This window comes from Paraburkholderia kirstenboschensis, from assembly GCF_032806925.1.
In the GTDB taxonomy this organism is placed as follows: Bacteria; Pseudomonadota; Gammaproteobacteria; order Burkholderiales; family Burkholderiaceae; genus Paraburkholderia; species Paraburkholderia kirstenboschensis.
This window is the reverse complement of the sequence record NZ_CP136513.1, coordinates 1,309,332-1,329,626: the sequence shown is the minus strand read 5'-3', so window position 1 is coordinate 1,329,626 and position 20,295 is coordinate 1,309,332. Positions and strand designations below refer to the sequence as shown.

General features: G+C 64.2%; 16 protein-coding genes and 1 pseudogene. 12 read left to right on the top strand and 5 right to left on the bottom strand.

The annotated features are described in order from the left end of the window. Positions 1-277 precede the first annotated feature (277 nt). On the bottom strand, positions 278-1,177 hold the full coding sequence (locus tag RW095_RS28610; RefSeq protein WP_317022127.1) for a LysR family transcriptional regulator: 900 nt from the start codon (positions 1,175-1,177) through the stop codon (positions 278-280). 85 nt (positions 1,178-1,262) lie between these two features. Here RW095_RS28610 and RW095_RS28605 point away from each other — a divergent pair, with 85 nt between their 5' ends. Then, the gene (locus RW095_RS28605; protein ID WP_317022126.1) at positions 1,263-1,973 is read left to right on the top strand and encodes an NADPH-dependent F420 reductase; all 711 of its coding nucleotides are present in this window, start codon (positions 1,263-1,265) and stop codon (positions 1,971-1,973) included. Positions 1,974-2,166: 193 nt separating this feature from the next. Here RW095_RS28605 and RW095_RS28600 read toward each other — a convergent pair whose 3' ends face one another. The 3 genes and pseudogenes from RW095_RS28600 to RW095_RS28590 all read right to left on the bottom strand — a co-directional run. After that, positions 2,167-3,267: a substrate-binding domain-containing protein gene (locus RW095_RS28600; protein WP_317022125.1), complete on the bottom strand. Its 1,101-nt coding sequence runs from the start codon at positions 3,265-3,267 to the stop codon at positions 2,167-2,169. Positions 3,268-3,385: 118 nt separating this feature from the next. After that, positions 3,386-4,249 (bottom strand): ABC transporter permease, encoded by an 864-nt coding sequence (locus RW095_RS28595; RefSeq protein ID WP_317022124.1) that lies wholly within the window; start codon positions 4,247-4,249, stop codon positions 3,386-3,388. A 133-nt stretch (positions 4,250-4,382) separates the two neighbouring features. Further along, positions 4,383-5,841 (bottom strand): annotated as a pseudogene (locus RW095_RS28590) (sugar ABC transporter ATP-binding protein); the annotation flags it as partial. A 198-nt stretch (positions 5,842-6,039) separates the two neighbouring features. On the opposite strand from RW095_RS28590, the gene deoC reads away from it, so the two are divergent. The 7 genes from deoC (at position 6,040) to RW095_RS28550 (ending at position 15,489) form a co-directional block, all read left to right on the top strand. Further along, the gene (gene deoC, locus RW095_RS28580; protein ID WP_317022120.1) at positions 6,040-7,053 is read left to right on the top strand and encodes a deoxyribose-phosphate aldolase; all 1,014 of its coding nucleotides are present in this window, start codon (positions 6,040-6,042) and stop codon (positions 7,051-7,053) included. A gap of 12 nt (positions 7,054-7,065) precedes the next feature. Next, on the top strand, positions 7,066-9,453 hold the full coding sequence (locus RW095_RS28575) for an aldehyde dehydrogenase family protein (protein WP_317022119.1): 2,388 nt from the start codon (positions 7,066-7,068) through the stop codon (positions 9,451-9,453). 138 nt (positions 9,454-9,591) lie between these two features. Then, on the top strand, positions 9,592-10,554 hold the full coding sequence (gene rbsK, locus RW095_RS28570) for a ribokinase (RefSeq protein ID WP_317022118.1): 963 nt from the start codon (positions 9,592-9,594) through the stop codon (positions 10,552-10,554). A 34-nt stretch (positions 10,555-10,588) separates the two neighbouring features. Beyond that, a complete protein-coding gene (locus RW095_RS28565; protein ID WP_317022117.1) occupies positions 10,589-11,665 on the top strand; it encodes an ABC transporter permease in 1,077 nt (358 codons plus the stop codon). Positions 11,666-11,766: 101 nt separating this feature from the next. Beyond that, entirely contained in the window at positions 11,767-12,771 is a 1,005-nt protein-coding gene (locus RW095_RS28560; RefSeq protein WP_128589423.1) for an autoinducer 2 ABC transporter substrate-binding protein, read from the top strand. Positions 12,772-12,831: 60 nt separating this feature from the next. Continuing rightward, a complete protein-coding gene (locus RW095_RS28555) occupies positions 12,832-14,379 on the top strand; it encodes a sugar ABC transporter ATP-binding protein (RefSeq protein WP_317022116.1) in 1,548 nt (515 codons plus the stop codon). Between the two features lie 15 nt (positions 14,380-14,394). Beyond that, the gene (locus tag RW095_RS28550) at positions 14,395-15,489 is read left to right on the top strand and encodes an ABC transporter permease (RefSeq protein WP_317022115.1); all 1,095 of its coding nucleotides are present in this window, start codon (positions 14,395-14,397) and stop codon (positions 15,487-15,489) included. A 99-nt stretch (positions 15,490-15,588) separates the two neighbouring features. On the opposite strand, the gene RW095_RS28545 is transcribed toward RW095_RS28550, so the two are convergent. Further along, entirely contained in the window at positions 15,589-16,314 is a 726-nt protein-coding gene (locus RW095_RS28545) for a DeoR/GlpR family DNA-binding transcription regulator (protein WP_128589429.1), read from the bottom strand. Between the two features lie 260 nt (positions 16,315-16,574). On the opposite strand from RW095_RS28545, the gene RW095_RS28540 reads away from it, so the two are divergent. From RW095_RS28540 to RW095_RS28525, 4 genes are all read left to right on the top strand, one after another. Further along, positions 16,575-16,883, top strand: coding sequence for a DUF2934 domain-containing protein (locus RW095_RS28540; RefSeq protein ID WP_317022114.1), 309 nt, complete (start codon positions 16,575-16,577; stop codon positions 16,881-16,883). A gap of 34 nt (positions 16,884-16,917) precedes the next feature. Continuing rightward, positions 16,918-17,184, top strand: coding sequence for a hypothetical protein (locus RW095_RS28535; RefSeq protein ID WP_128591008.1), 267 nt, complete (start codon positions 16,918-16,920; stop codon positions 17,182-17,184). Positions 17,185-17,329: 145 nt separating this feature from the next. Continuing rightward, positions 17,330-18,385 (top strand): glycosyltransferase family 4 protein, encoded by a 1,056-nt coding sequence (locus tag RW095_RS28530; protein ID WP_317022113.1) that lies wholly within the window; start codon positions 17,330-17,332, stop codon positions 18,383-18,385. Positions 18,386-18,423: 38 nt separating this feature from the next. Beyond that, on the top strand, positions 18,424-20,271 hold the full coding sequence (locus RW095_RS28525) for an HAD hydrolase family protein (protein WP_317022112.1): 1,848 nt from the start codon (positions 18,424-18,426) through the stop codon (positions 20,269-20,271). The last annotated feature ends 24 nt before the right edge of the window (positions 20,272-20,295 follow it).

Sequence of the window (20,295 nt, the reverse complement as noted above, 5' to 3'; positions counted from 1 at the left end):
CGCGCGCGCAAAACCCGTATTTTGCCTTGTGCGGCGCCTAACGCGGGCAAAGCCGAGGATTCTCGCGGGCAATGCAGCGAGATTGGCGGCTTTCCGGGGAGCGTGGGAGCGCCGGCCGGCGACTGCACTGAAAGCCGGTTTTTGCTCACATATCCATGGCTTCATGCGGGCGCGCATTCCGTGCATTCGATATAAGGCCGGGTGAAAGGCCGCCGCCAGCCCATTGCGCCGCAGTGGCCGCGGTGGCCGCGGTGGGTTCCTCGCGCGCTTCAGGTGCTCAAGCGCCAGACGGCCCAAACTCCGCAACCGCCTGGTCGATGAACGCGCGCAGCTTCGGCGTGACGCGGCTCGCCGGAAACACGAGGTGCATGGGCCGCGGCGGCGCTTCATAGCCGTTCAGAAGGCGCACCAGACGTCCCGCCGCAAGGTCGTTCCGCACGGCAACTTCCGGCGCGAGCACGATCCCCGCGCCGTTGAGCGCGGCCGCGACCAGCGCTTTTACGTCGTTGGCCTCGAAGCGGCCTGCAACCGGGACGACGTGCTCAAGGTCGGCGTCGTCGATAAAACGCCATTCGGTTGCGGCCGGCATGCTCGTGAAGGCGAACGCAAGGCAGTCATGCGCGGCCAGCGCCTGCGGCGCGGCCGGCTCGCCGCGCCTCGCGAGATAAGCCGGCGACGCGCACGCGACCAGCCGGTACGGCATCAACGGCCGCGCGATCAGCGTCGAATCGGACAGCGCGCCGAGCCGGATCGCGGCCTCATAAGCCTCGTCGATCAGATCGACGAAGCGGTCGGTCAGCGTCAACTCGACCCGCACGTCGGGATGCGCTTCCAGATAACGGGTGATCATTGGCGCGAGGCAGCAGGCGCCGAACGTAACGGGCGCGGTGATCCGCAAGCGTCCGCGCGGCGAGGCCGACAATTCCTGGGCGACCGACTCCGCCGCTTGCGCATCCGCGAGCAGCGCCTTGCAGCGTTCGTAAAAAATCTGGCCGATCTCGGTGAGGCTTTGGCGGCGCGTCGTGCGATTCAGCAGTCGCGCGCCGACGCGCTCCTTGAGCATGCCGACATGCTTGCCGGCCATCTGCGACGAGATGCCGAACGCGAGCGCGGCTGCCGCGAACGAGCCGCTCTCGGCGGTTTTGACGAACACAGCCATGCTGGTGAGCCGATCCATGCACATTCCCCACTGTTGCTTTCGACACTCATCGATATTTGCGCGTTTATCACGCCTGAGTTTTGAATCATAGTGCTTGTCACCGATGAACGTGTGCTCATGGGAGCGATCCTCAGACATGCATGGAGTGTGGAAGATGAAAATAGGCATTCTCGGCGCGGGCTTTCTGGGCCGCGCGATGGCGACTGTCGCCCAGCGCCACGGCCACGAAGTGATGATCGCCAACTCGCGCGATCCGAACACCTTGATCAGCACGGCGGCGGCGCTCGGCTGCGCGACGGGCACGGCACAGGAGGCGGCGAAGTTCGGCGACGTCGTCGTGGTTGCGGTGCCGTTCGGGCAGATCGATCGGCTGCCGGTTGCGGCGCTCGACGGCAAGAACGTCATCGATACCTGGAATCACTATCCGGACCGCGACGGTCCGATCGAAGCACTGCAGAACGGTGTCACGACGACGAGCCAGCTGCTCGCCGCCGCGTTGCCCGGCGCGAGAGTGGTGAAGGCGTTCAATGCGATTCTCGCGAAAGACCTCGAAACGGACGGTGCGGCGCCCGGCACACCGAATCGCCGCGCGTTGCCGCTAGCCGCCGAAGACGAGCAGGCTAAACGCGTCGTGAGCGAGTTGGTGGATCAATTCGGCTTCGATCCCGTCGATGCGGGCCCGCTCGCGGACAGCTGGCGCTTCGAGCGCGCGAAACCGGTGTACTGCATCCCGCATGACCGGGCGGGCATGGTCGCGGGCCTCGCGGCCGCTCAGCGAGATGTGGAATTGCCGCATGGGTCGTGGCGGCATTGATGTTGCGTTGAATGAATCAGCCAGGCCATGTCTGCAGTGGTGAAGGCACGGCCCGTTCCGCACTCCTGCACATGATCGCCCAACCTCGCGGGCGATCATGTGACGCGCTGACCGCAGCTTATCCGCAAGCCGGCTTGGCTTTCTTGCACGCGTCCGCGAGTTGCGGCGGCGGGTCTTTCTTGAACACAGTCTTTTAGGCTTCGAGCACCGTCGATTGAACCACGGGCAAAGACTGCACGCCGATCCATGCGGGCGGCGTCTGTCCGATCAGCGCTTTCATCATCGCCATTGCTTCGGCCACGCCCTGATCGTACGGACGCTGCGAGCCGGTCGCCTTCAGCGGTCCGCCCTTGGCGATCTCGATTGCCGACGGAAGACCGAGATCGACGGTGGTGACGGGGATGTTCACGCCTTGCGCGCGCATCGAAGTCAACGTGTCGAGCGCCGGTTGATCCCACACGGCGAAGAGTCCCTTGACGTCGGGGTTCCCGGTCAGGAAGTCGCCTGCAATCTGTCCGACCTTCGACGGGTCCGTGAAGTCGACCTGCTTGATCTTGATGTCCGGACGGTTCTTCTTCATCCAGTCGTTGACCGCCTTCGTGCGCTCCTTCGTGCTGAAGTAGTCGACGCCGAAATTGACGAGCCCGATGGTCGCGCCCTGCGGCACGCACGAGGCGAGCACTTTGGCTGCGATCTGGCCGTTGCCTTCGCTGTCGGCGGAAATCATCGACGCGTATTGCTCAGGATGCTTGAGCCCGGTCGGCACGTTGTCCATGAACACGAGCTTGATGCCGGCGGCGGAGACCTTCTTGTATGTCGCAGCGGTCGCTGTGCCGTCGACCGGAATCGAGATGATGCCGTCGGGATGACGCTGGATCGTGTTCTCGATATCCGCAATCTGCTTGTCGACCTGGTACTCGGCCGACGCAGTGCCGATCACGTCGACGTCGTATTTCTTCAGCGTGTCGGTAATGCCTTGCACCTGCAATTGCGACCAGTCGAGGTTCATCGTCTGCATCGAAATGCCGACCTTGAATTTGCCCGCTTTCACCTTGGCCGCCTTGGCGGCGGTGAGCTGGACGGCGTCGACCGACGCGGCTTTCTCGCCGTTCGGTCCCTGGCCGACAATCGACTTCGGTCCGATCGATCCCGCCTGCAGGCTGCTCACGCATTGCGCGCCGGCGCTGGTGCAAGCCAGTGCGGCGGCCAGTGCGGCGCTGACGGCCACGACGGATGCCATTGACGAACTCACGCCACGTGCCGCCCGGGTTGTCGAGCCATGACAATGTTTCATGTTCTCCTCCGTTGGTCTTACGTCTGTATTGAGTCGGGGATAAGTCTCCTGCCGGTCGGGGAACCTCACGCGCGGTTCGCGCCGGGGTCCGCGTTTCACGAGTGATCGGCGTGCCTCGTCACTTCTTCGTAAATGCGACTGCTGCAACGATGATGATTCCCTTGATGACGAGCTGCAGCGACGAACTCACGCCCAGCAGCACGAGCCCGTTGTTCAGCGTGCCGATGATGAGACTGCCGAGCAGCGTGCCGAGCACGAAACCGCGCCCGCCGAACAGGCTGCATCCGCCGAGCGTGACGGAGGCGATCACATCGAGCTCGAGTCCTTGCACGACGTCGGGCCGCGCCGCATGCGAGCGCGCGGACAGCACCAGCGCGGCAAGTCCGGCCAGCACGCCGGTGAGAATGAACGCGAGGGTGGTCACGCGGCGGATGTCGATGCCCGAGTAGCGCGCGGCCGTCGGATTGCCACCGGCCGCGTAAACCTGCCGGCCGAACACGCTGTAATGCAGCAGCAGAATGCCGGCGATGACGGCGAGCACCGTCCAGATGATGGGCACCGGGACGCCCGCAATGTCGCCTTCGCCGAAGATCGCGATGAACGAGTCGTTGGTGATGATGACCGGCTTCGTGGTCGTGACGAGCAGTGCGAGTCCGCGCGCGGCGCTTAACGAACCCAGCGTCACGAGAAAGGAGGGAATGTTCAGGCGCGTGGTCACGAGTCCGTTGATCGCGCCGACCAGCGCGCCCGTGCCGATGCCGGCGACCGCACCGATCAGCCAGTGATCGCCGATATACGCCATCGCGAGCGCGGCGGACATGCCCGATAACGCGAGCGACGACCCGACGGACAAGTCGATCTGCCGCGCGATGATCACAAACGTCATGCCGATGGCGATGATCGAAACCAGCGCGGTCTGCCGGCCGATGTTCAGAAAGTTGTCGACCGAGAGAAACCACGGCGAGGCGAAGCTGAATACCACCAGCACACCGCGAAGGCGATATAAAGCGCATACGGCCGGTCGCCTTGCAGCAGCAGTTGCGCGATGCGTCGCGCGCGGCTGCGCGGCGCCGAGGCGGCCTGCCGTTCAGCCGTCAGCGGCGAAGCGGAGTCGTTCATGTTGCTTGAGCCCCGTGGTGAGCCCCGTGGGGAGTCCCTTCGCGAGACTCGATGGATGAACGGGAAAGTTGCAGCAGGTGATGCAGCGCCTCGGCATTCGCGAGCGAAGCGCGCGCCACGGTGTTAACAGTACGTCCGTCTGCGACGATCGAAATGCGGTTGCACAAGCGCAGCAGTTCATCGAGATCCGAGGACACGACGAGCACGCCCGTGCCGTCCCGCGCCGCCTGATGTATCACGCCGTAGATTTCCTCTCTCGCGCCGACGTCGACGCCGACCGTCGGTTCGTCGAGAAGAAGGAGCCTCGGCCGCGGATGGTTCCATTTGGCGAACACCACTTTCTGCTGATTGCCGCCGGACAGGAACCTGACCGGCGTCGAAGCGCCTGGCGCCTTGACGGACAACTCCTGCATCGCGCTCTTTGCCTGCGATACCGCGGCCTGGTTGCGCAACCAACCCCAGCGGGAAAACTGAGGCAGGCGCGGCAAGGTGAGATTGCGTTCGATCGAATGATCGAGAACCAGACCTTCCAGATGACGGTCCTCGGGTACGAGGGCGACGCCGAGCTTGATCGCGTCGGCGGGCCTCAACTGGGAACGCGCCTTGCCGCCGATCGCAATGGTGCCGCTCTCGACCGCGCGAAGCCCAAAGATGGTTTGCAGGATCTCGGTGCGTCCGCTGCCGATCAGACCCGCGAGGCCGTGTATCTCACCTTGTTCGACGTTCAGATCGACGTCGTGCAGACGGTCGTTGCAGACGCAGGACATATTCAGCGCAGGTGTATTCGAAGCACTTGCCGCCGCTGAAGCAGGTGGACACGTAGCCGTGTCGGCCGGCCCAACGGTTCCTTCGACGGCGTTTGCTTTTGCCTGCAAAGCGGCATGCTTCGGCCCGACGATTGCCGCGACGAGGCGCTTCATGTCGGTTTCCGCGACCGAAAACATGCCGGCATTTGCGCCGTCGCGAAACACCGTGACACGCTGCGCGATACGGAACACTTCATTCAGCCGATGTGTGACGTAGATCACGCCGACGCCGCGCGCCGTGACCGTGCGAAATGGCGTCGAACAGAATCTGTTTCTCACCGCCGCTCAGCGCCGAGGTGGGTTCATCCAGAATGAGCACGCGCACGTCGCCCATCAAGGCTTTGCAGATTTCGGTCATTTGCCGGTACGCGAAGGGCAGGGCGCCGACCGGTGTGCGCGGGTCGAGCGGAATGTCATGTGACGTGAGAAAGGCGCTGACCGTGGCCATCAACTGGCGATTTTTGACGAAGCGCAAGCGAGTGCGAGGCTCGCGTCCGAGCATGAGATTTGCGCCGACCGACAGCGATTCAACGAGGCTCAGGTCCTGATAGACGACCGCCACTCCGGCCTCACGCGATTGCGCAGGCGAGTCGAACACGACCCGCTCCCCGGCGATCTCAATGACGCCCTCGTCGTATGCATGGACGCCATGCGCACTACCTGTGTTGTGATCTTCGCATCATGGATTTGGTGCGTCAATAACATTTGCGGCCGCACACCATGCGCGACTGTCAATCTGTGATGATTAACGCGTAACTCTTGTGATAATCCTGTCATGCGAGGTAGCATAGACACGAGTCATTCGCCGGCGCCTCGTTGTGCCGTGCACCAAAATTCCGGACGCCTCATGCCTGATCCTTCTTTCTCGTCGTCGTCTTCGGTCGTCTCATTGCGCGGCGGGCCGCTCGTTCATCCGGTGCGCAACCCGGGCATGCCGTTCGACGCGTCATGGCTCGACGGTCTGCGCATCAACCAGTCGGCGGTCGAGCGCCGCACGGCGACGCTCGCCACGCGCCGCACCGTCAAGAAAGAGGCGCAGGCCGCCTGGCTGCTCAAGGCCGTCACCTGCATCGACCTCACGACACTCAGCGGCGACGACACCGAAGGCCGTGTGCGGCGCCTATGTGCGAAAGCGCGCCAGCCCGTTCGCGCGGACCTTCTCGAAGCGCTCGGCATGACGCCGCAGCGCATCACGACGGGCGCTGTGTGCGTGTATCACCGCTTTGTTGGCGCGGCCGTCGATGCCCTCAAAGGCAGCGGCATTCCGGTCGCGGCGGTGTCGACCGGCTTTCCGGCCGGGCTGATTCCGCATCCGCTGAAGCTGAAGGAGATCGAGGCGTCGGTTGCGGACGGCGCGGCGGAGATCGACATCGTCGTCACGCGTGAACATGTTCTCACCGGCAACTGGCAGGCGCTCTATGACGAAGTGCGCGAATTCCGTGCGGCCTGCGGCCCCGCGCACCTGAAGGCCATTCTCGCGACCGGCGACATTCGCACGCTGTCGAACATCGCGCGCGCGTCGATGGTCTGCATGATGGCCGGCGCCGACTTCATCAAGACATCCACTGGCAAGGAGGGCGTGAACGCGACGCTCGACGTGTCGCTCGTCATGGTGCGCATGATCCGCGAATACCACGAGCGCACCGGCGTGCCGATCGGTTTCAAGCCTGCGGGCGGCGTGTCCACCGCGAAGTCGGTGCTGTCGTATCAGATTCTGATGAAGGAAGAACTCGGCCGCGCGTGGCTCGAACCGGAGCTCTTTCGCATCGGCGCGTCGAGCCTGCTCGCCGACATCGAACGGCAACTCGAACATCACGTGAGCGGCCGTTATTCCGCTTTCAACCGTCACCCCGTAGCCTGAAGCAGACCAACCATGAGCGTAGCGGAGTATTTTTCTTCGATGGATTACGGTCCCGCACCCGAGGACGATCAGCCCGCGCGCCAATGGCTCGCGCAACATGACGCGCGCTTCGGGCATTTCATTGGCGGCGCGTGGCATGCGCCGGCGAGCGGCGCGCAGTTCGTCTCGCATGCGCCCGCAAGCGGCGAGCGACTCGCCGATATTGCGCAAGGCGACGCGGCCGATATCGACGCCGCGGTGGCCGCCGCGCGCGCGGCGCAGCCGGGCTGGCTCGCGCTGGGCGGCACGGGGCGCGCGCGCCATCTGTATGCGCTGGCTCGTATGGTGCAGCGGCATAGCCGGCTCTTTGCGGTGCTCGAAGCGCTCGATAACGGCAAGCCGATACGCGAAACGCGCGACCTCGACGTGCCGCTCGTCGCGCGTCACTTCCTGCATCACGCGGGCTGGGCGCAGTTGCAGGACAGCGAGTTCGCGGACCATGCGCCGCTTGGCGTGATCGGCCAGATCGTGCCGTGGAATTTTCCGCTGCTGATGCTCGCATGGAAGATCGCACCCGCTATCGCAACGGGCAACTGCGTCGTGTTGAAGCCGGCCGAATACACGCCGCTGACCGCGCTGTTGTTCGCTGAACTCGCGCATCGGGCCGGTCTGCCAGCAGGCGTGCTGAATGTCGTCACCGGCGACGGCTCGACGGGCGCCGCGTTGGTCGAGCACCCTCAAGTCGACAAGATTGCGTTCACCGGTTCGACCGAGGTTGGCAAGCTGATCCGCTCGGTCACGGCGGGCTCGGGCAAATCGCTGACGCTCGAACTCGGCGGCAAGTCGCCGTTCATCGTATTCGACGACGCAGACCTCGACGGCGCGGTCGAGGGCGTCGTCGACGCCATCTGGTTCAACCAGGGGCAAGTCTGCTGCGCGGGTTCCCGCTTGCTGGTGCAGGAAGGCATCGAGGCGCGCTTCATCGCAAAGCTCAAGCGCCGCATGGAGACGCTGCGTGTGGGGCCGTCGCTCGACAAAAGCATCGACATGGGCGCGATCGTCGATCCGGTGCAACTGGAGCGGATTCGCTCGCTCGTCGAAACCGGGCGGCGCGAGGGCTGCGCGATCTGGCAGGCATCGGATACCGCGTTGCCCGCCAACGGCTGCTTTTATCCGCCGACGCTCGTCACTAACGTTGCGCCGGCATCGACACTCGCACAGGAAGAGATCTTCGGCCCGGTGCTCGTTACGATGAGCTTTCGCACGCCCGACGAAGCCATCGCGCTCGCGAACAATTCACGCTATGGACTCGCCGCGAGCGTGTGGAGCGAAACGATCGGCCGCGCGCTCGACGTCGCGCCGCGGCTTGCGTCGGGTGTCGTCTGGGTCAACGCAACGAACCTGTTCGACGCGGCGGTCGGTTTCGGCGGCTATCGCGAATCGGGCTATGGACGCGAGGGCGGACGTGAGGGCATTCACGAATATCTGAAACCGCGTGCGTGGCTCAATCTTCCGAAGCGCCAGCCGGTTAGCGCGGCGACCAATGCGAGCGACGATCGTCAGGTTTCGAATCTTGCGTTGATCGACCGCACGGCCAAGCTCTTTATCGGCGGCAAGCAGGTGCGTCCGGACAGCGGCTATTCGTTGCCGGTTCATGCGCCGGATGGAACGCCGGTCGGCGAAGTGGGCGAAGGCAATCGCAAGGACATTCGCAACGCGGTGCAAGCGGCGCGAGCGGCGCAAAAGTGGTCGCAGGCGAGCACGCATAACCGTGCGCAGGTGCTGTTCTATCTTGCGGAGAATCTGGCGGTGCGCGCGGATGAATTCGCGCATCAACTGGCCGTGCGAAACGGGGCGACGGATGCCGCGGCGCACGCGGAGGTGCAAGCGTCGGTCACGCGTCTGTTCACCTACGCGGCGTGGGCCGACAAATTCGATGGCGCGGTGCATACGCCGCCGCTGCGAGGTGTCGCGCTGGCCATGCACGAGCCGCTCGGCGTGATCGGCATCGCCTGCCCGGACGAGGCGCCGTTGCTTGCTTTCGTTTCGCTCGTCGCGCCGGCGCTGGCAATGGGCAATCGCGTGGTGGTGCTGCCGGGCGAGGTGTGTCCGCTAGCGGTGACGGACTTTTATCAGGTGGTCGAGACGTCCGACGTGCCCGGCGGCGTAGTGAACATTGTCACGGGTAAACGGGAAGCGCTGCTGCCGGCGCTCGCCCGGCACGACGACGTGGACGCGGTATGGTCCTTCGGCAGCGCGGCGGATGCGACGCTGATCGAGCGTGAGTCGGTCGGCAACCTGAAGCGCACCTTCACCGACTACGGCCGCCAGTTCGACTGGTTCGACCGTGCGAGCGAGGGCGTGGCGTTCCTGCGTCAGGCCGTGCAGGTGAAGAACATCTGGATCCCGTACGGAGACTGACCGCGCAGCATACGCACGCCAACCAGAAAATGGAGGAGACAACGTGCTGAACACTCTTTACCTGCTGTTGACGAACCACGCGGTGCGGCACGCGCCGCATCGCGCTGCGATGAACACCTCGCGAGGAGGGCTGCGCTCATGAGCTCGCAGCCACAACAGAGCGGACGCGTCGTCATTCTCGGCATCTACGTGACCGATCTGACGTTTCGCGCGGCGCGCATGCCGCTCGTCGGCGAGACCATCGCGGGCTCCGCGTTTGCGATGGGGCCAGGCGGCAAGGGCTCGAATCAGGCAGTCGCCGCGGCACGCGCGGGCGCTGAGGTCGTGTTCTGCACGCGCATCGGCAACGACGCATTCGGCTCCATTGCACAAGCAACATGGGAGCGCGAAGGCATCACGGCGCGCGCCTCGGTTGTCGAAGGCGTCTCCACCGGCGCCGCGCATATCTTCGTCGACGACACCACAGGCATGAACGCAATCATCGTTGCTGCGGGCGCGGCGGGGACGCTTAGCGCGGCCGACGTCGACGCTATTGAAGCCGATATAGCGGGCTCGCGCGTCTTCGTCACGCAACTTGAACAGCCGCTGCCGGCCGCGCGGCGCGGACTGGAAGTGGCGCGCAAGCATGGCGTCACGACCGTGTTCAATCCTGCGCCCGCATTGCCGCTCGACGACGACATCTTCCCGTTGTGCGACTACATCACGCCGAACGAAACCGAAGCTGCCGCGCTGACGGGCGTGCCGATCGCGAACGTCGACGATGCGCGGCGTGCGGCCGACGTACTGCTCGCGAAAGGCGTCGGCACCGTGATCGTGACGCTCGGCGAGGGCGGCGCATTGCTGCATGACGCGAGCCAATCGATATGGTTGCCCGCGTTTCGCTGCGGCGCGGTGGTCGAAACCGCCGGCGCCGGCGACGGCTTCACAGGCGGCTTCGCGGCCGCACTCGCGCGCGGCGAGGACGCGATTTCCGCCATGCGTTTCGGCTGCGCGCTCGCGGGCATATCCGTCACGCGCGCGGGCACGGCGCCTTCAATGCCGACGCTCGCCGAAGTGAACCGTGTACTGAGCGAGTCGGGTCAGACAGCGCAGGCTTCGTAATCATTCGTGCAGTGTCAGGGAGATCGTCAGCGCCATGAAGTCTTCGTTTGCTGCGGGAAAACTGTTTGCCGACCGGCAACTTAATTTTCTGCTGATCGTCAACGTGCTCGTCGTGCTGGTCGCGACGTGGCTCTCGCGCGGCCAGTTCGTCGATATCGACAATCTTCAGTCGATGGGCGGCCAACTGCCGGAACTCGGCTTGCTCGCGCTCGGCATCATGCTGTCGATGGTGTCGGGCAACGGCGGCATCGACCTGTCCGGTGTCGGGCTCGCGAACCTGTCGGGCATGGTCGCCGCGATGCTCGTGCCGCGCTTTGTCAACGGCGACGATTCGCCGGTGCTGTACACGTCGCTCTTCTGCGCGATCGTACTCGTCATGGGGCTGCTCGGCGGCCTGCTCAACGGCGTGGTGATCGCGCGCCTCAGACTCACACCGATTCTTTGCACGCTCGGCACGCAGTTGCTGTTTACCGGCTTCGCGGTCGTGATCAGCAACGGCGCGTCGGTGCATGTCGATTATGTCGAGCCCTTGTCGGATATCGGCAACGGCACCGTGTTGCAGGTGCCGATTGCGTTCTGCATCTTTCTTGCTGCGGTGATCGTGCTGGGATGGCTGCTCAAGCGCAGCCCATTCGGCCTGCGACTCTATCTGATGGGCACGAATCCGAAGGCCGCGTTCTACGCGGGCATTCCGCGCGCGCGCATGCTGATCACCACTTACGCGATGTGCGGCGTGCTGGCTTCTCTCGCCGGCCTGATCAGCGCGACGCATACATCCAGCGCGAAGTGGGACTACGGCAACTCCTATCTGCTGATCGCGATCCTGATCGCGGTGATGGGCGGCGTGAATCCCGCAGGCGGGCATGGCCGCATCGTCTGCGTGTTTTTCGCAGCGACGGTGCTGCAGTTTTTGTCGAGCCTCTTCAATCTGCTCGGCGTGTCGCAGTTTTTCGGCGACTGCGCGTGGGGCTTTCTGCTGCTGCTCTCGCTGGCGTTCGCGGGCGGTGAACGCGTGCGGGCGATCTTCGGTCTCGGCGGCGGAGGAGGAGGTTCCGCCCAGCCCGCGCAGACGCCGGCTTCCGGCAGTGCGGGCGCGACGCCCAGGCGTTAGCGCATAGCGGGTTTTCGGTAAAGGCGGACAGGTTGCCCTGCCTGTTCGCGACGGCTGACACGGCCAGCACGGGCGACATCGAACGATAAAGGAGACTTTGCATGAAATTGACTCGACTGGGCGCCGCGCTCGCAGCAGCCGCTCTTACGGTGGGCGTGATCGCCGCGGCGCAGGCCGCGACCAACGAGACGATTGTCACGGTCGTCAAGGTGACGGGTATCAACTGGTTCAACCGGATGGACGAAGGCGTCAAGGAGTTCGCGAAGGACAACCCAGGCGTGACCGCGTACCAGACGGGCCCCGGCCGGGCGGACGCGGCGCAGCAACTGAAGATCATCGAAGACCTGATCGCGAAGAAAGTGAACGCGATCGCCGTGGTGCCCTACGATCCGCCGACGCTCGAACCGGCGTTGAAGAAGGCGATGGATCGCGGCATCAAGGTAGTCACGCATGAAGCGGACAACGCGAAGAACACGATGGTCGACATCGAGGCCTTCGACAACACCGCTTATGGCGCGGGTCTGAACGAACGCCTTGCTTCGTGCATGCACAACGAGGGCAAATGGGCCGTGCTGGTCGGCTCGCTCGGCAGCCGCTCGCAGGTCCAATGGGCCGACGGCGGCATCGGCAACGCGAAGGCCAAATACGCAAAGATGAATCTGGTCGAGCCGAAACTCGAAACCAACAACGACGGCGAGCGCGCTTATGAAGTCGCGAAGGAAGTACTGCGCAAGCATCCGGATCTGAAAGGCTTCCAGGGCTCGTCGTCGCTGGACGTGATCGGGATTGGCCGTGCCGTCGAAGAAGCGGGCATGCAGGGCAAGATCTGCGTGTACGGTACAGGTCTGCCGACCGAGGCCGGCAAGTTCCTCGAAAGCGGCGCGATCAACGGCATTGCGTTCTGGGATCCCAAGCTCGCCGGCATCGCGATGAACAAGGTCGCGAAGATGCTGGTGGACGGCAAGGCAGTGGAGAACGGCGCGGATCTCGGCATTCCCGGCTACACGAAGGTGACGGTCGCGAAGGGCCCGGGCAAGGGCATCATCGTGCGCGGCCAGGGCTGGGTGAACGTCGACAAGTCGAACTACAAGCAGTATCCGTTCTGATTCCGTTGTTCACTTCGAGGCGCGTCCGGTGGGCGCGCCTCGGCACCGCGACCGATCATCATGAATCAACAAGACGTATCTTCCGCGCCGTTGCCGCAACCTTTCCTGGAAGTGGTGGGCGTGCATAAGCGCTTTACCGGCGTGCATGCATTGCGTGGCGTGAGCCTCTCGTTCCAGCGCGGGCAGATCTATCACCTGCTCGGCGAAAACGGCTGCGGCAAGAGCACGCTGATCAAGATCATTTCCGGCGCGCAACCGCCGGACGAGGGCCAACTGCTTATCGAGGGCGTGCCGCACGCGCGGCTCTCCGCGCTCGAGGCGCTCGCCGCCGGCATCGAAACCGTATATCAGGACCTCTCGCTGCTGCCCAACATGAGCGTCGCCGAAAACGTCGCGCTCACGTCGGAGCTTGCGACACACGAAGGGCGGCTCGCGCGCACGTTCGATCGCCGCGTGCTCGCCGCCACCGCCGCGCGCGCGCTCGAAGCCGTCGGCCTGCCCGGCAACAGCGAGTTTCAATCGACGCTGATCGAGCAATTGCCGCTTGCGACGCGCCAGCTCGTCGCCATTGCCCGCGCGATTGCGAGCGAAGCGAAGTTCGTCATCATGGACGAGCCCACTACGTCGCTCACGCAAAAAGAAGTCGACAATCTGATCGCAGTGCTCGCGAACCTTCGCGCGCAAGGCGTGACGGTGCTGTTCGTGAGTCACAAGCTCGACGAGTGCTATGCGATCGGCGGCGAGGTGATCGTGCTGCGCGACGGGCAGAAAATGGCGCAGGGACCCATTGCTGAGTTCACCAAGGCGCAGATCAGCGAACTGATGACGGGCCGCCATCTGACGAACGAACGTTACCGCGAGAGCGCGCATGCGCAGGACATCGTGCTCGACGTGCGCGGCTTCACGCGCGCGGGCCAGTTCAGCGACGTCTCGTTCAAGCTGCACGGCGGCGAGATTCTCGGCGTTACCGGGCTGCTCGATTCCGGGCGCAACGAACTTGCGCGCGCGCTGGCCGGCGTCGCGCCGGCGCAGTCGGGCGACGTGCTGCTCGACGGGCAGCACATCGCGCTGCGCACGCCTTCGGACGCGAAGCGCCATCGGATCGGCTATGTGCCCGAAGACCGCTTGAACGAGGGCCTTTTTCTCGACAAACCGATTCGCGACAACGTGATCACCGCGATGATTTCAAGCCTGCGCGACCGCTTCGGTCAGATTGACCGCACGCGTGCTCAGGCGCTCGCCGAACAGACCGTGAAGGATTTGCAGATCGCAACGCCTGGCGTCGACAAACCGGTGCAGTCACTGTCGGGCGGCAACCAGCAACGCGTGCTGATCGGCCGCTGGCTCGCCATCGACCCGCGCGTGCTGATTCTGCACGGACCGACTGTGGGCGTGGACGTGGGCTCCAAGGACATCATCTACCGGATCATGCAGCGGTTGTCGCAACGCGGTATAGGCATCATTCTGATCAGCGACGACTTGCCCGAGCTTCTTCAGAACTGCGACCGCATTCTGATGATGAAGAAGGGACGCGTGGCCGCCGAATATCGCGCCGACGAACTGAGCGAAGCCGATCTGTATCACGCGCTGCTTTCCGAAGCGGCATAGAGGACGTCAACCGCCATGAACTCGCGCATCCAGTCGCGCATCGACTCGCCCGAAGACTCGCCCATCGACTCGCCCAAGAAGCAGACCATGACCACTCCCACCGTCGTCGAAGTCGCGCCGAGCGTCGAACCGCCAGGGTTGCGCACGAGGATCGCGCGCAACCCCGAGTGGTTTACCGTTGCGCTGATCGTGGTGACGTGCCTGATCGTCGGCGCAATCAATCCACGATTCTTCCAGTTCGCAACGCTGTTCGACCTGCTGCATTCGGCGACCACGATGTCGCTGTTCGCGCTCGGCACGCTCGTCGTGCTCGCGTCGGGCGGCATCGACGTGTCGTTCACCGCGATTGCCGCGCTGACCATGTACGGCATCACGAAGGCCGTGTTCGCGTGGTGGCCGGACGCGCCGTTCGCGCTGATCCTCGTCACCGGCGCGCTCGGCGGCGTCGTGCTCGGAGTGGTGAACGGGCTGCTCGTGCACCGGCTGAAAGCGCCTTCGCTGATCGTCACGATCGGCACGCAATATCTGTATCGCGGGCTGTTGCTGACGTTCATCGGCACGACGTTCTTCATGAACATTCCGCACAGCATGGATCGATTCGGACGCATTCCGCTGTTTTTCTATCACACCGCGGACGGCTTGCGCGCGGTGTTGCCCGTGTCGGTCCTCGCGCTGGTCGCGGCCGCGGTCGTCACGTGGTGGCTGCTGAATCGCACGATGATGGGCCGCGGCGTCTATGCGATGGGAGGCTCGCTTGCGATTGCGGAGCGCCTCGGCTACAACCTGCGTGCGATCCATCTGTTCGTGTTCGGCTATACGGGCATGCTGGCGGGCATCGCGGGCATTCTGCACGTGTCGAACAACCGCCTCGCGAATCCGTTCGATCTGGTCGGCTCCGAGCTCGACGTGATCGCCGCAGTGATTCTCGGCGGCGCCCGCATTACGGGCGGCACGGGTACGGTGGTGGGAACACTGCTAGGGGTGGTGCTGGTCACGCTCATCAAGAGCGTGCTGATACTCGTCGGCGTGCCGAGCACCTGGCAAAAGGCGATTATCGGCGCGTTTATTCTGCTTGCCGGGACGCTCTTCGCGCTGCAACGCAAGCGCTAGGCGTCCTGGGCCGGGCGCGGGCGGCGCTTCACGGGTATCGAACCGCAGCGCCGCACGCGAGAACGGACGCGGGCGCATGAAGAGACCGGAGCATGTGCGCTATCTGCGCTTGCGGTGTTCCTGGCCCAGTTCGGTGATGATCGAATCGAAGTCGTCGACCTGCGAGAAGCGCACGGCCTTGACGACGCCGAACTTGCTCATGTCTACCACGAGGTGCCGTTCGACGGCGCTCGCCATTGCGGCCTGCTTCAGCGCGACTTCGTGAAAATTCCAGCACGTCACGCCGCGCGCGGGGTCGACGCCGCCCGCTGAAATAAACGCCTTGTTGATGCCCATGCGGCGCAGCATCTCCAGGCTTTCTTCGCCCGCGAACGAATCGGAAGAAGGCACGTACACGCCGCCAAGCAGGATCATCCGCACATTTGGTTTGCGCCGCAAAATCTCCGCCACGTTCAACGAATAGCACACCACCGTGACATGCCGCTCAGGAGGAATGAGCCGCGCGAGCGTGGTGAGCGTCGTGCCGCAATCGATAAAAAGCGTCTCGTTGTCGCCGATAAGCCCCGCGGCGATTGACGACGCCTCTGCCTTGGCCTGCGCGAAGTGGTCCTTTTCCTGTTCGAGCGAATAGCCGGCGTTGTTCGGCACGTCCGTCGCGCTGACGATGTAGCCGCCGAGATACGTGAAGCGATCCGAGTTCGCCGCGATGTCGCGGCGCACCGTCATTTCGGACACACCCAGCAAAGCCGCGGCGTCGCGCAGACGCATCACGTTTTGCCTCGTCAATGCATCGGCGAGAGCACGAAGACGGTCGGGTTTCGGCATGGGGATCCTGGCGCGTGGGCTGCGTGAGCGGCGTTATATTTGAATCAGAACTGCTGAAAGAATTATAACAACTGGCCGATGCTACGGCGAGCGTGCAAGCGCGCGAGTGATCGCGAGTTTTTGCCTGCGTTCGTGAGCATCTGCGCACTCACGCCGTCGAGCCTCGACGTGTACTGCATGGGAACGGGCTTTGCTGCCTCACCGGCGCAGCCGCCGCATTGCGCGCGTGCTTTCGAGTCACAACACGTATGGAGATTGCAATGGCAGGCTTACCGGTCGAACCGACAGTAGAGGATCGAATTCGCAAGCGCGCGTATGAGCTATGGGAAAGCGACGGCTCGCCCGAAGGACGGCCCGACGATTACTGGCTGCGCGCGCAGGCACAGATCGAAGCAGAAGGCGACGCGGGCGACGCCGAGCCGCCGGCGGCTGCGGACCAGTCGGGGAAGGGTCGACGCGCGGCGGAAGCAATCGACGACGAGAGCGCGGAAGCAGCGGAGGCAGCGGAAGCAGCGCAGCCCCGCACCGCCGCCAGGTCGCGCGGCAACGGCGGCGCGAAGCGCAGCTAGCGCGGCATAACCACTACACGCGGGAGAAGACATCATGGACTTCGAATATGGAGGCTGCATCGTTCATCTCACGGCGGGCGTCGACGACGGCGCGATTGTCGCGCACGCGAGGATCGAGGTGACGCAAGGTGCGGTGAGTTCGAGCGACGATACGCATGACATGGAGTTTCATCGCGATTTCGTCGACGAACATGAGGCGATCGAGTTCGCGCGCGAGCGGGCGACGGACTGGATCGACGAGCATGTCGAGCGAGTCGAGCCCGCATCGCCAACCGACGGCTACAGCGGCCCGATCGCCTAGCTGCGCGTCACCGTCCATAACGTTTAAATTTCATCGCCGACAGGTACATTTTTCCATCGACGAAAAGCGCGGCGGGTCACGCGTGATTTCGCCGGGCATGCACCATGCGGCTCGCTACGTATCGGTTCGTCGAGCGGAGCAGCGCATGCGCATCGCCCAGGTTTCACCGTTGTATGAAAGAGTGCCGCCTGTCGCTTATGGCGGCGTCGAAAGAGTGGTGGCATGGCTGGTGGACGGCCTCGTCTCGCTGGGCCACGACGTCACGCTCTTTGCAACCGGCGATTCCCAAACGCGAGCGCGGCTCGTCTCGGGCAGCGACTCTGCGATTCGCCTGATCGAAGATACGGCCGACCCGCAGGCTTTTCACTTCGCTATGCTGGAAGAAGTGGTGCGGCGCGCGGATAAATTCGACCTCGTGCATTTTCACACCGACTACACGAGCTTTCCGTTCGCGCGGCGGCTGCCATGCGCTTCGCTGACCACCTTGCACTGGCGACTCGACATACCGGGCTTAAGCGCGCTGTACCGCCAGTTTGCCGATATGCCGCTGGTGTCGATTTCCGATGCGCAGCGTGCGCCGCTTCCATGGCTCGACTGGCGCGCGACGGTCCATCACGGCTTGCCCGTCGATCTGCTGCGCTTTCATGAAGAGCCGAGCGATTATGTGGCGTTTCTCGGTCGCATCTCGCCCGCCAAACGGCCCGACCGCGCAATAGAAATTGCGCGGCGCGCGGGCCTGCCGTTGCGCATCGCCGCGAAAATCGCCAATAGTGACCGCGAGTATTTCGAGCAGGAAATCGCGGGCCTATTCGAGTTGCCGCACGTCGAGTATTGCGGCGAAGTCGACGACGCGCGCAAAAACGATTTTCTCGGCCAGGCACGCGCCTTACTGTTCCCAATCGACTGGCCCGAGCCCTTCGGCCTCGTGATGATCGAAGCGCTCGCGTGCGGCACGCCTGTGATCGCGTTCAACAACGGCGCCGCGCCGGAGATCGTCGAGCACGGCGTGACCGGTTTCCTCGTCGATTCCGTCGACGAAGCGGTGGCCGCGCTCGCGAAAATCGACACCATCGACCGCGCTGCTTGCCGGGCGGCATTCGAGCGCCGCTTCTCCGTCGAGCGGATGGTCGATCAGTATTCGCGCATTTACGAAGCGATGCTGCGCGGCACCTGCGACGCGCAATCGGCGCAGGCCGACTGAAGCAAGCGGAAACGAAACAGGATCACGGAGCGCCTTCCATGCGATTTCTTGCCATTGCGACCGACTACGACAACACCCTCGCATCCGACGGACGCGTCGCCGACGCAACGTGGGACGCGCTCGAACGCCTGCGCGCCTCGGGCCGCCAGGCGATTCTCGTGAGCGGCCGGGAGATGGACGACCTGCTCGCCGTCTGCCCGCGGCTCGACCTGTTCTCACGGGTCGTCGCGGAAAACGGCGGCGTGTTGTATACGCCGTCGACGGGCACACGGCGTCTCCTCGCTCCGCCGCCGCCGCCCGCTTTCGTCGAAGAATTGAAGCGCCGCGGCCTGTGTCATTTCAGCGTCAGCGAAACGCTCGTCGCGACGATGAAGCCCGCCGAGCAGATCGCGCTTGCCGCGATTCGCGACCTGGGTCTCGGGTTGCAGATCATCTTTAACGGCGAAGCGGTCATGATCGTCTCGCCGGGCATATCGAAAGCAAGCGGCTTGCAGGAGGCGCTAAGCGAACTGGCGCTGTCGGCTTTCAACGTGGCAGGCGTAGGCGACGCCGAGAACGATCATGCGCTGCTCGACGCGTGCGGGTTTTCCGTCGCGGTTGCCAATGCATTGCCGGCCTTGAAGGAGCGAGCCGATATGATCACGAGCCACGCGGCGGGCGCTGGTGTCGCCGAGCTCATCGACGCGCTCGTGAAGGACGACCTGCGCGAACGGGCAAGCGTGACGCCGCGCAGCCGCGTTCTGGTCGGACATTCGCGCGACGGCGAGGAGCCCGCGGATCGGTATTGCGCGGCGCACGGCACGGTCGCGCTGCTCGCCGGTGAATCGGGATGCGGCAAGTCGACCGCGTGCGCGGGTCTCCTGGAACGCCTGGCGGGCATGCACCAGCAGTTGTGCATCATCGATCCGGAAGGCGACTATCAGAACGACGAGGATACGATCGTGGTGGGCGATGCGCACACCGCCCCGCAGATCGAGGAAGTCGTGCAGTTGCTGCTGCGCCCTCCGCGCGCGGCGGTGGCCGTCAATCTGCTGCGCGTGCCGCTGCCCGAGCGGCCCGCGTTCTGCGCGTCGTTACTGCTCGAAGTGCAGCAGTTGCGCGTGCGCACCGGGCGGCCGCATTGGCTCGTGTTCGACGAGGCGCATCATCTCTTTCCGGCTGGCTGGGCGGGTGCGAGCCAGACTATTCCGCAGACGCTGGAGACCGCGCTTGCGATCACGGTTTCTCCGCAGCAACTCGACGGCGCGTTCCTGCGCCAGGTGAATCTGATGCTCGCGATGGGTCCGAGCGCGGGCAAGGCCGTGCAGGAACTCGCGAAAGCCACGGACCGCGCTATGCCGAACGTCGACGATATGCTGGGGCAAACGCAACTGCAACCGGGCGAGGCGCTGTTATGGCGTCTCACCGAGCCGGCGCCCGAAGGTGTGGTCCGGCTCGAACCGGGCAGCAAGCACCGGCTCAGGCATCGAAGAAAATATGCGGAAGGGCTGCTGATTCCCGAGCGCAGTTTCTATTTCCGCGGACCCGAGCGTGCACTGAATCTGCGCGCGCATAACCTGGTGCTGTTCGTGGAGATTGCGGAGGGCGTCGACGCCGCCACCTGGCAGTATCACCGCGAGCAGAGCGACTATTCGCGGTGGTTCGAAAAGGAAATCGGCGACCCGGATCTCGCGGCGCAAGCGCGGCGGATCGAGCAGGACACTTCGCTCGATGCAGCCGGGAGCCTCGCGCAGATCAAGGCTGCGGTGCAGGCACGCTATACGCAGCCAGAAAATCCGTCGATGCCGGCCGTGCTGACCACGAAGCGTGACGATTCGGCGGCCGACGATTCGGCCGCCGACGCGTCGGCGCGCGGCGCACCGGTTCAGAAGGATGGCGGGGCGTAATGGCAGATGTTATGGATACCGTAA

Bases quoted from the DNA above. Each gene is read 5' to 3' on its own strand.
- RW095_RS28575 (WP_317022119.1), top strand. From the start codon at position 7,066: ATGAGCGTAGCGGAGTATTTTTCTTCGATGGATTACGGTCCCGCACCC.
- RW095_RS28610 (WP_317022127.1), bottom strand. From the start codon at position 1,177: ATGGATCGGCTCACCAGCATGGCTGTGTTCGTCAAAACCGCCGAGAGC.
- RW095_RS28605 (WP_317022126.1), top strand. From the start codon at position 1,263: ATGAACGTGTGCTCATGGGAGCGATCCTCAGACATGCATGGAGTGTGG.
- RW095_RS28555 (WP_317022116.1), top strand. From the start codon at position 12,832: ATGAATCAACAAGACGTATCTTCCGCGCCGTTGCCGCAACCTTTCCTG.
- rbsK (WP_317022118.1), top strand. From the start codon at position 9,592: ATGAGCTCGCAGCCACAACAGAGCGGACGCGTCGTCATTCTCGGCATC.
- RW095_RS28535 (WP_128591008.1), top strand. From the start codon at position 16,918: ATGGACTTCGAATATGGAGGCTGCATCGTTCATCTCACGGCGGGCGTC.
- RW095_RS28550 (WP_317022115.1), top strand. From the start codon at position 14,395: ATGAACTCGCGCATCCAGTCGCGCATCGACTCGCCCGAAGACTCGCCC.
- RW095_RS28565 (WP_317022117.1), top strand. From the start codon at position 10,589: ATGAAGTCTTCGTTTGCTGCGGGAAAACTGTTTGCCGACCGGCAACTT.
- RW095_RS28525 (WP_317022112.1), top strand. From the start codon at position 18,424: ATGCGATTTCTTGCCATTGCGACCGACTACGACAACACCCTCGCATCC.
- RW095_RS28540 (WP_317022114.1), top strand. From the start codon at position 16,575: ATGGCAGGCTTACCGGTCGAACCGACAGTAGAGGATCGAATTCGCAAG.
- RW095_RS28600 (WP_317022125.1), bottom strand. From the start codon at position 3,267: ATGAAACATTGTCATGGCTCGACAACCCGGGCGGCACGTGGCGTGAGT.
- RW095_RS28545 (WP_128589429.1), bottom strand. From the start codon at position 16,314: ATGCCGAAACCCGACCGTCTTCGTGCTCTCGCCGATGCATTGACGAGG.
- RW095_RS28530 (WP_317022113.1), top strand. From the start codon at position 17,330: ATGCGCATCGCCCAGGTTTCACCGTTGTATGAAAGAGTGCCGCCTGTC.
- deoC (WP_317022120.1), top strand. From the start codon at position 6,040: ATGCCTGATCCTTCTTTCTCGTCGTCGTCTTCGGTCGTCTCATTGCGC.
- RW095_RS28560 (WP_128589423.1), top strand. From the start codon at position 11,767: ATGAAATTGACTCGACTGGGCGCCGCGCTCGCAGCAGCCGCTCTTACG.